General features: G+C 45.0%; 6 protein-coding genes. 4 read left to right on the top strand and 2 right to left on the bottom strand.

Features of this window, described 5'->3' with window-relative positions:
* Positions 1–188: 188 nt before the first annotated feature.
* Positions 189–1,148: a class 1 fructose-bisphosphatase gene (locus tag D104_RS36910; protein ID WP_024025723.1), complete on the bottom strand. Its 960-nt coding sequence runs from the start codon at positions 1,146–1,148 to the stop codon at positions 189–191.
* A gap of 147 nt (positions 1,149–1,295) precedes the next feature.
* On the opposite strand from D104_RS36910, the gene D104_RS36905 reads away from it, so the two are divergent.
* Positions 1,296–2,264 (top strand): zinc transporter ZntB, encoded by a 969-nt coding sequence (locus D104_RS36905; protein WP_024025722.1) that lies wholly within the window; start codon positions 1,296–1,298, stop codon positions 2,262–2,264.
* A 52-nt stretch (positions 2,265–2,316) separates the two neighbouring features.
* On the opposite strand, the gene rpiA is transcribed toward D104_RS36905, so the two are convergent.
* On the bottom strand, positions 2,317–2,988 hold the full coding sequence (gene rpiA, locus D104_RS36900) for a ribose-5-phosphate isomerase RpiA (RefSeq protein ID WP_024025721.1): 672 nt from the start codon (positions 2,986–2,988) through the stop codon (positions 2,317–2,319).
* Between the two features lie 298 nt (positions 2,989–3,286).
* Here rpiA and ilvA point away from each other — a divergent pair, with 298 nt between their 5' ends.
* The 3 genes from ilvA to D104_RS36885 all read left to right on the top strand — a co-directional run bounded on the left by ilvA (position 3,287) and on the right by D104_RS36885 (position 9,469).
* Entirely contained in the window at positions 3,287–4,792 is a 1,506-nt protein-coding gene (gene ilvA, locus D104_RS36895) for a threonine ammonia-lyase, biosynthetic (RefSeq protein WP_024025720.1), read from the top strand.
* Between the two features lie 135 nt (positions 4,793–4,927).
* A complete protein-coding gene (gene argS, locus D104_RS36890; RefSeq protein ID WP_024025719.1) occupies positions 4,928–6,661 on the top strand; it encodes an arginine--tRNA ligase in 1,734 nt (577 codons plus the stop codon).
* Between the two features lie 231 nt (positions 6,662–6,892).
* A complete protein-coding gene (locus D104_RS36885) occupies positions 6,893–9,469 on the top strand; it encodes a putative bifunctional diguanylate cyclase/phosphodiesterase (RefSeq protein ID WP_084546059.1) in 2,577 nt (858 codons plus the stop codon).
* The last annotated feature ends 66 nt before the right edge of the window (positions 9,470–9,535 follow it).

Here is a 9,535-nt window from a genome sequence, read left to right as displayed (position 1 = left end):
GCTTTTTTACGTCTGAAATAAGTGACTGAAATAAGGGGCTGAGAAAACGGCTCGGGGAAAGTGTCATTTTGAGCCAAGCCCTTATAAAGAACGGGCTCGTATTGTGTTTTGATCATAAAAAAGCCTTCATGCAGAAGGCTTAGTTGTAGAACTTATTCACAGCACTTTAAAAACAAGATTTTTTAAAGTTAATAACTTAGGCACTTATCTACTTCGTTCACAGCACCTAAAATAACTGCAACGCGCTGATGAATGGCTTCTGGCTGAATGTCTAGAATGCGTTGAGTATGTGTATGCGCTTTACCGCCAGCTTGTTCTAATAGCATAGCCATTGGGTTGGCTTCGTACATTAGGCGCAGTTTACCGGCTTTCGAAGGGTCTTTGTTATCCCATGGGTAGATGAAGATACCACCACGACACAAAATACGATGTACATCGCCAACCATGGCCGCTACCCAGCGCATGTTGAAGTTCTTACCGCGTTCGCCTTCTTTGCCCTTTACAAGATCATTCACGTAATTTTGTATGTTTTTGGACCAAAAACGCTGATTAGACATGTTAATGGCGAACTCTTGAGTTTCCTTCGCAACTTGAATTTTTTTATGCGTCAGTGTGAAAACGTGTTTTGTTGGATCATAGGTAAACATGTTGACGCCATCGCCTGTGGTCAGAACCAACATGGTAGAAGGCCCGTAAAGTACGTAGCCAGCGGCAACTTGTTGTTTGCCTGGAATAAGAAAGTCTTCTTCTGTTGCTGGCTTTTCTCCAGTTTGACGATAGATCGAAAAAATGGTGCCGACCATGGCATTAATGTCGATATTTGATGAGCCATCCAATGGGTCGAAAGCAATAAAATATTCGCCGTCTGTATTGGCTGGCACTATGTAATCTTCTTCTTCAGAAGCAATCGCTCGGACTGATGGACAGGCAAGCAGCGCGTCTTTTAGCATATCGTTAGAAATAACATCCAGCTTCTTTTGTTCTTCTCCCTGCACATTTTCATTGCCAGCCATACCCAGAATACCTGCAAGATAACCTTGTTTTAGCGCATCAGAAATCGCGATGCAGGTGTCCGTTGTTACCGTTAAAACAGTGTTTAATGTTTTCGGTGTTGAGCTGGATGCTAAAACATCAGATAGGTTTTGCATGGTCTGGCATTTCCTTATTATTTGAGGTTGTCGAAATTATGCCACTCTCGACTCTAAGTGTCAGCCAAGCTTGTGTGATGAGGATAAAATAAATAGGGAAAGCGGAGGTTTTCAGATAATCTACGAAAAATGCTAAGAGGAATGACTATGTCTGCTTTTTTAATACACAATTTAGAACTCGATGGTAAAGGTGGGGCGAGTGTATTGTCCGCAACGGATTTACCAACCTCGCTTCCTATTCATGGGTGCCGATGGGTGCATTTGGATTGCAGTGAAGAAGAAGGTCACACCTGGCTGTCTAGTTTAGAAGACATTCCTGAAACCGTGATTGAGGCATTGTTCGCAGAAGAGACACGCCCACGCACGGTTAAAATGGGAAAAGGTTTATTGGTGACGTTACGTGGTGTGAATTTAAACCCAGAATCGAACCCTTCCGACATGGTTGCTTTGCGACTTTGGGTGACTCCGCATTTCATTATATCGAGTCGACGACGTCGCTTATTATCCGTTCAAGACATCGTGAGAGACCTTTCGAACAATGAAGGTCCGACCAGTACGGGAGACATTCTTTCAACGCTAACAGAAACGCTGACAGGTCGTATGGCGAAGGTCATTAATGGACTGGAAGATGAGCTGGCGGATCTGGAAGAAAGTATCGGAGAAGGCATTGAAGCGGGGCAGCGAGATTCTCTGGTTCAGCGTCGTCTTGAAACGATTCGTCTAAGGCGTTTCTTAGTGCCTCAAAAAGAAGCGATTAATAAGTTGTATCAGGAATCCTTATCTTGGATGACAGCGGATCAATCCGCTCAAGTTCAGGAAGCTGCCAACGACATCACACGCTATGTCGAAGGGCTGGAGTCGCTGCGTGAGCGTTGTTTGCTGATGCAGGAAGAGTTCACCAACTTACAAGCCGAAAAAATGAACGCACGCATGTATGTGCTTTCCATTCTGTCTGGTATTTTTATGCCGCTGGGTTTTTTAACAGGATTATTTGGTATCAATATTGGTGGAATGCCCGGAACGGACAGCGGCGCTGCATTCTGGTTATTCTGCACTGCGTTGGTCATTTTAGGCGGCGGTCAGTTTATTTTAATGCGACGAAGCCGTTGGTTCTAGTGATTTAGAAAACATTAAAGCCGTTCATTGGTGTGAACGGCTTTAATTGTCTTTATCGTTTCAGTGTTTTAATGCCGTCTTTTGTTGCAAGCAATAAAATATCGGCGGGACGTTTTGCAAATAAGCCGTTTGTTACTACGCCAACAATGCCATCAATGCTTTTTTCCAGTGCAACAGGGTCTAGAATATCAAGGTTATAGACATCCAGTATGCTATTGCCGTTATCCGTCACCACGCCTTCACGATAAACCGGATCACCACCAAGTTTTACTAACTCACGCGCTACATGACCACGCGCCATTGGAATGATTTCGACTGGAAGTGGAAAATCACCCAGTACTTTAACCAGTTTGGATTCGTCAGCAATACAAACAAACTCATCACTGCAAGCCACGACGATTTTCTCACGTGTTAATGCCGCGCCACCGCCTTTGATGAGGTGCAAGTGATCATTGGATTCGTCTGCGCCATCCACATAAACACGAATGTTGTCGACGCTGTTTAAATCATAAACGGGAATGCCGTGTTTCTTTAGGCGTTCAGCAGACGCTTCAGAACTGGCAACCGTACCGTCAAAAATACCTTTGTGCTTTGCTAGTTCATCAATAAAGAGATTCGCAGTAGAACCCGTGCCAACGCCGACGATCGTATCGGCTTCGAGCATAGGAAGAATGTATTCAACGGCCGCTTCGGCAACGGCTTGCTTTAATTCGTCTTGAGTCATGGTGATTGTCGCCTTTTATAATGGTTTTGTTAGGGGCTGTCTGTTGGGACTTACTTCTCATGATAAGTCTCCTCTGATGGTGTGAATATTATAAGCACTTCAAGTGGTGATTGTTACCCTGCTGGGTCAGGTGAATGACCGATTTTATGCGATTTTTATGTGTCCAGAGAGAGCATCGGTCTTTGCGCGAAGAGGGTTGAAAGGGTATATTTCCTATTCGTTTTTTTTGACTAGCAGAGTCAGCGTAGGTGTCGTTAAGAATATCGCGTTGCCGATTTATATTCGTTTAGGAAGCACTATGCCCCATACCATGATCAAAAAGATCCTACAGGCGCGCGTTTATGACGTTGCCGTAGAAACGCCACTGTCTCGTGCCAATCAGTTATCGACTCGATTAGGCAACGAGATTATTTTGAAGCGAGAAGATTTACAGCCGGTTTTCTCCTTCAAAATTCGTGGGGCATACAACAAAATTTGTCAGCTAACACCGGAAGAACGCGCGCGTGGCGTGATTGCTGCTTCTGCAGGAAATCACGCGCAAGGTTTGGCCTTGGCGGCGAAAAAACTCGGCATTCAGGCGACGATTGTCATGCCAGCAACTACGCCTGAAGTGAAGGTCAACGCCGTGCGCAACCATGGCGCTGAAGTGGTTTTATTTGGTGATGCTTTTGATGAAGCGTCGGCTAAATCCCGTGAAATTATGGAAAAAACTGGCCAAGTCTATGTCCATCCTTTTGATGATTTGGATACGATTGCTGGTCAAGGCACGATTGGTATGGAAATCCTGCATCAACATGAAGGTAACATCGACGCGATTTTTATTCCGGTTGGCGGCGGTGGTTTGATCGCCGGTGTATCTGCCTACATTAAATACCTTCGTCCAGACATCAAAATCATCGGCGTTGAGCCTGTGGATGCGGCGTGTTTAAAAATCGCATTGGAAAAAGGCAAGCCGACTCGCTTGGCCACCGTGGGGATTTTTGCGGAAGGCGTGGCCGTGGCAGAAATTGGTCATAATACCTTTGCGATTGCCAAAGACACGGTCGATGAAGTCATCACAGTGACGACCGATGAAATGTGTGCGGCAATCAAAGACATCTACGATGACACTCGAGCCATTACTGAACCGGCGGGCGCTTGTGCGTTGGCTGGTTTGAAAAAATACATCGAGCGTGAAGGCGCGAAAGGCCAAACATTGATTGCGATCAATAGTGGCGCAAATGTCAATTTTGACCGCTTACGACATGTGTCAGAACGCGCTGAACTTGGTGAAAAACGTGAAGCGATTATTGCAGTGAAAATCCCAGAGCATCCGGGCAGCTTTAAAGATTTTTGTCAGGCGTTGGTTGGCCGTAACATTACCGAATTTAACTACCGTTACGGCGATGATAAACAAGCGGTGATTTTTGTCGGCGTCGCATTAGGTGGCAGTCCGCACAGTCGAAAAGAATTAATAGACGACCTGAAAAACTACGAAATCACCGATCTAACCGATGATGAAACCGCGAAAGTCCATGTTCGTCATATGATTGGTGGGCATTTGCGCAGCGACAAAGGCGAATTGCTTTATAGTTTTGAATTTCCTGAACGCCCAGGTGCCTTGCTGAAATTCTTAAACACGCTTGGCGGACAATGGAATATTTCCATGTTTCATTATCGTAACCATGGTGATGCGTATGGTCGTGTTTTGGTTGGTTTGCAAGCTGCGGGTGAAGAGGCCGATGTGACGCATTTCCTAGATGAACTCGGCTATCCTTATCAGGACGAAAACAACAACGAAGCGTGTAAGCTGTTCTTTCGCTAAAAGTGCGAAAATCGGTTATCATTAGCGCCATTATTTTCTTGAATTCAGCCCTTTGATTGTGATCAATCAGAGGGCTGTGTGATTCTGACATGTCGTTATCATTAACGATGTGTTTACTGTTTAAAGGTCTTCTTAGTGAATATTCAAACTCTTCTTAATCAACGTATTCAGGCTGCTATGATTGCGGCTGGCGCGTCCGATACGGCGGCGGCATTAGTCCGTCAATCGGCAAAAGTACAATTTGGTGATTACCAAGCCAATGGCATTATGGGCGCAGCAAAAGCCCTAAAAATGAACCCTCGTGAGTTTGCACAAGCCACGCTGGATAAGTTGGATTTGTCTGATTTGGCAGAGAAAGTCGAAATCGCCGGTCCGGGGTTTATTAACATTTTCTTGAAGAATATTTTCTTGAGCAAAGAGCTTGTGCAATTACGTACCAGCGAACGCCTTGATGTAAATCCAGTGGCATCGCCAGAGACGGTTGTCGTGGATTACTCTTCGCCAAACCTTGCGAAAGAAATGCACGTGGGTCATCTTCGTTCGACTGTTATTGGTGATGCAGTTGTACGCACATTGGCGTTTTTTGGTCACAATGTGGTTCGCCAAAACCATGTAGGCGATTGGGGAACACAGTTCGGCATGTTGTTGGCGTACATGGAACGTTTACGTTCTGAAAATACGACCATTAGCATGGCGCTGTCGGATCTTGAAACCTTTTACCGAGCGGCAAAAAACTGTTTCGACGACGATGAAACCTTTGCTACGCGCGCTCGTGAATTGGTGGTTGCGCTGCAATCGGGTGACGAAGAATGTTTGGCACTTTGGGATGAGTTTATCAACATCTCTCTGACCCATTGTGAAGAAACCTACAAGATGCTTGGCGTGTCTTTAGAACGTCAGCACGTTATGCCAGAAAGTGCGTATAACGACGATTTAGAGAATGTGGTCAACGAGTTACAGTCTCAAGGTTTGTTACAAGAATCCAACGGCGCGCAATGTGTGTTTATGGAGGAATTTGCGAACAAAGAAGGTGAAATTACACCTGTGATTGTACAGAAAACCGGTGGTGGCTTTTTGTATGCCACAACCGATTTGGCCGCGGTTCGTTTCCGTCAACACACATTGAACGCAGATCGTGTGTTGTATTTTGTGGATGCGCGTCAGTCTTTGCATTTCCAGCAAATTTTCACCTTGTCGCGTAAAGCGGGCTTTGTGAAACCAGAGACGCAACTGGAACACATGCCTTTTGGCACTGTAATGGGCAGCGATGGAAAACCGTTTAAAACCCGTTCTGGTGGCGTAGCAAAATTGTCTGATTTACTAGAAGAGGCGCAAGAACGAGCGTATAAACTGGTTGCTTCCAAGAACCCAGAAATGGGCGAAGACGAATTGCGTAACATCGGTCGTGTTGTGGGTATTGCGTCAGTCAAATACGCCGATTTGTCGAAAAACCGCACCAGTGATTATGTGTTCAACTGGGACACCATGTTGAGCTTTGAAGGCAACACCGCGCCTTACTTGTTGTACGCTTACTCTCGTATCGCCAGCATTGTTAAGCGTTCTGAGATCGACGTGACAAGTTTGACGGGGGATATTTCAGTTGATGCACCGCAAGAACGCGCATTGGCCGTAAAGCTGTGTCAGTTTGAAGAAGCCATTCAGCAGGTTGCTAATGACGGTATGCCGCACTTCTTGTGTGCTTACTTGTACGATTTAGCGGGCACGTTCATGACATTCTATGAAGCTTGCCCAATCTTGAATGCAGAAGACAACGTGAAACAAAGCCGTCTACAACTGGCGATAAATACCGCGTCGACGTTGAAGCAAGGTCTTGAGCTATTAGGCATTGAAACCCTAGAGCGTATGTAGTTTCTCCTTGGTTTAAATCAAAAAAGGCACCTTAAGGTGCCTTTTTTATGCGTATTCGAAAAAGGCAATAAGAAGGCAGATATTGCCGCGACTGTCCGATAAGGCAATCACGAATACCCCATCACATACAAACGCTTTACTAAGCGCATGACATACTTAACATCTTTATGGTTGATTTCTATTAACCCTGCTTATAATTTAAGCATTATAAAAATAATGTGATATTTACCTATGTTGAAAATATGGCGACAGACAGTGGGTGAACATCTTCGACGACAACCCGTCTTATTACCTGCAGTGGTGATTATCCTTGTGTGCTTATCCGTCATTTTACACCAGCTATTACAGCGAGGTTATGAAAGGGCATTAAATGAACAGTTAGCTGCCAACGTAGCCTTGGTCCATGCTATTGAAGAATCGATAACTTTGTCGATTCAAGCGGTCAGTGGAAGCCTTTCCTCTCTCTCTCCTCAAATTCCAGAACTTTCTGACACCGCAATTTTGCGAGTAGAGAAGCAATTGCTGCATTCGTTTCCGCAGTTACACAGCATTGAAGTGGTTCCATTATCAGATGCAATCTTGTGCCAAACTGAGCCGACTTCGTCGAATTCCTCTAAAGTGCGTCTATTGACGCCTCAAGATGGACATGGATGGGGAGTGAATGTAAGGCAACAATCCGCGCGTTACTGGCCAGTATGTTCACCGTATTATGCAGAAGGTCAAATAAAAGGCTTTGTCGTTGGCTCTATTGATCCCAATTATTACTCGAATTTACTCAGCGCTAAGGAATACGGAGGCAAGGAAATCGATGTGTTTCATACGTCTGGCGAGAACATGCTAGGAAGCGCATTGCCGATGCCTCACTGGATAAAAGAAGCTTCACAAAGTACCGCGTGGGGCGTGCAGCGCATTGAAAAAGAGGGTGTTTATGCTTATTCAGAAAGTTTTCGCGCGGCGGCTTTTATCCCTTTTGTGGTCACGCTTCGTTCTTACGATCATATTGACCTCGCAATTTGGTCTTCTGATGCTTGGATACTGAAATGGAGCTTTGCCGTATTTGGGCTGGTGATTGTGATATTAATGCTGATGTCCTTTGTGTTTAAGCATCGTTATGAACGTAACAATGGTAATAATCGCTTATTGAGTGCTGCGATTCGAAATACCGCCAATGCTATTTTCATCACAGACAAAAAGGGCAAAATTCATTGGATCAACCAAGCCTTCACAAAACTTACAGGGTACACCATCCAAGAAATTCGAGGAGAAACACCAAGAATATTGAACTCGGGTTGCCAAGACAGGCGTTATTTTCGGGATTTATGGAAAACCATTTCGTCGGGTAAAAGTTGGCGCGGTGAATTGATTAACCGAGACAAAAGTGGTTCTTTGATTACGGTAAACCAAGTGATTACGCCGATTAAGTCTGTAACCGGCGAGATAGAAAATTATATTGCCGTACACGAGGATATTAGTGCCCGAAAAATAGCCGAAGAACACGCCATATTTTTGGCCAAGCACGATGGTCTAACCAGTCTGGCTAATCGTCGTTATTTTGAAGAACAGATTAATGAACGCATTCATGGCTACTCTCAAGGTTTAATTGGTTTGATCTTTATCGATTTAGATCGCTTCAAAGAAATTAATGACACATTGGGTCACGAAGCGGGCGACATATTATTAAAACGCACAGCCAATAAGCTCCAAAGCATTTTACCGGATACTGCCACATTGGCGCGTTTAGGTGGCGACGAGTTCGCTTTGTTTGTGTATCCGTTGGCGGATCGAGAAGAAATGACGCAATTAGCGCAAGCGATTGTCTCAGGCTTGGAGACCCCTTTTGATTATCAAGGTTCGAAATTTTTTGTGACCTGCAGTGTGGGGGTGGCGGTAAACGCCATCCAAGGCGCGGACACCTCGACCTTGTTACGACAAGCGGACATGGCTATGTATCGTTCAAAACAAGAGGGGCGAAATACCTACCGTATTTTTGATTCATCCATGGATGAAATTATGAAACACAGGGTTGCTTTACAGCAAGAGCTGGATGAAGCAATACGAACGGGAGATGGGCTCAGTTTAGACTTTCAGCCTCAGGTGAATGCGTGTACTGGCGCTGTGATTGGTGCAGAACTCTTGTTTCGATGGGTTAGAAAGAGCGGAGAGCACGTCGCTCCAGAAGCGTTTATTCCTATTCTGGAAGAGTCGGGACAAATTGTCACCTTAGGAAAATGGATCATTCAGGCCTGTTGTAAGCAACTACATGAATGGCGTCAGTTGGGTCTGGATGTGGGTAAAACGGCCATTAATATCTCGACAGTGCAATTGTCTAACTCTAATGTTGTCGAGGATTTATTAGCGGCTATGGAAGAGTACGCTATTCCTAGCGAAACCATGTCTGTGGAGTTGACCGAAACCGCGCTAATGGTCAGCTCGGCCACGTTGACGCAAAACTTGATGCAACTGGTAGAGAACAACATCACCATTACGATTGATGACTTTGGCACGGGTTATTGCTCGTTAACCTATTTAAAACGACTTGATGCGCATTACCTTAAAATTGATCGTTCATTTGTCGCGGGTATCGGGCATAACGAAACAGATGAAAGCATCATTTTAGCAACCATTGCGATGGCAAAAGGGCTGAAAATGGATGTGATTGCAGAAGGTATCGAGACACAGGAGCAAGTCGACTTTTTGACGCAGCATCAATGCGATATTCTGCAAGGTTATTACTTTGGTGAGCCCATGAGTGCGTTAATGTATCAACAGCATTTATTCACAGCCAAAAATGATAGCTCAAAACGTTAAAGTACGAATCTTGGCATCACAAAGCCGAAGAGTAATTTGATGACCAACGGGGCGACTGATAGGAAC

Origin of the sequence: Marinomonas profundimaris, from assembly GCF_000508165.1 — a bacterium.
GTDB classification, from domain to species: Bacteria; Pseudomonadota; Gammaproteobacteria; order Pseudomonadales; family Marinomonadaceae; genus Marinomonas; species Marinomonas profundimaris.
The sequence above is the reverse complement of the archived record's forward strand: the minus strand, read 5'-3'. Positions and strand labels throughout refer to the sequence as shown.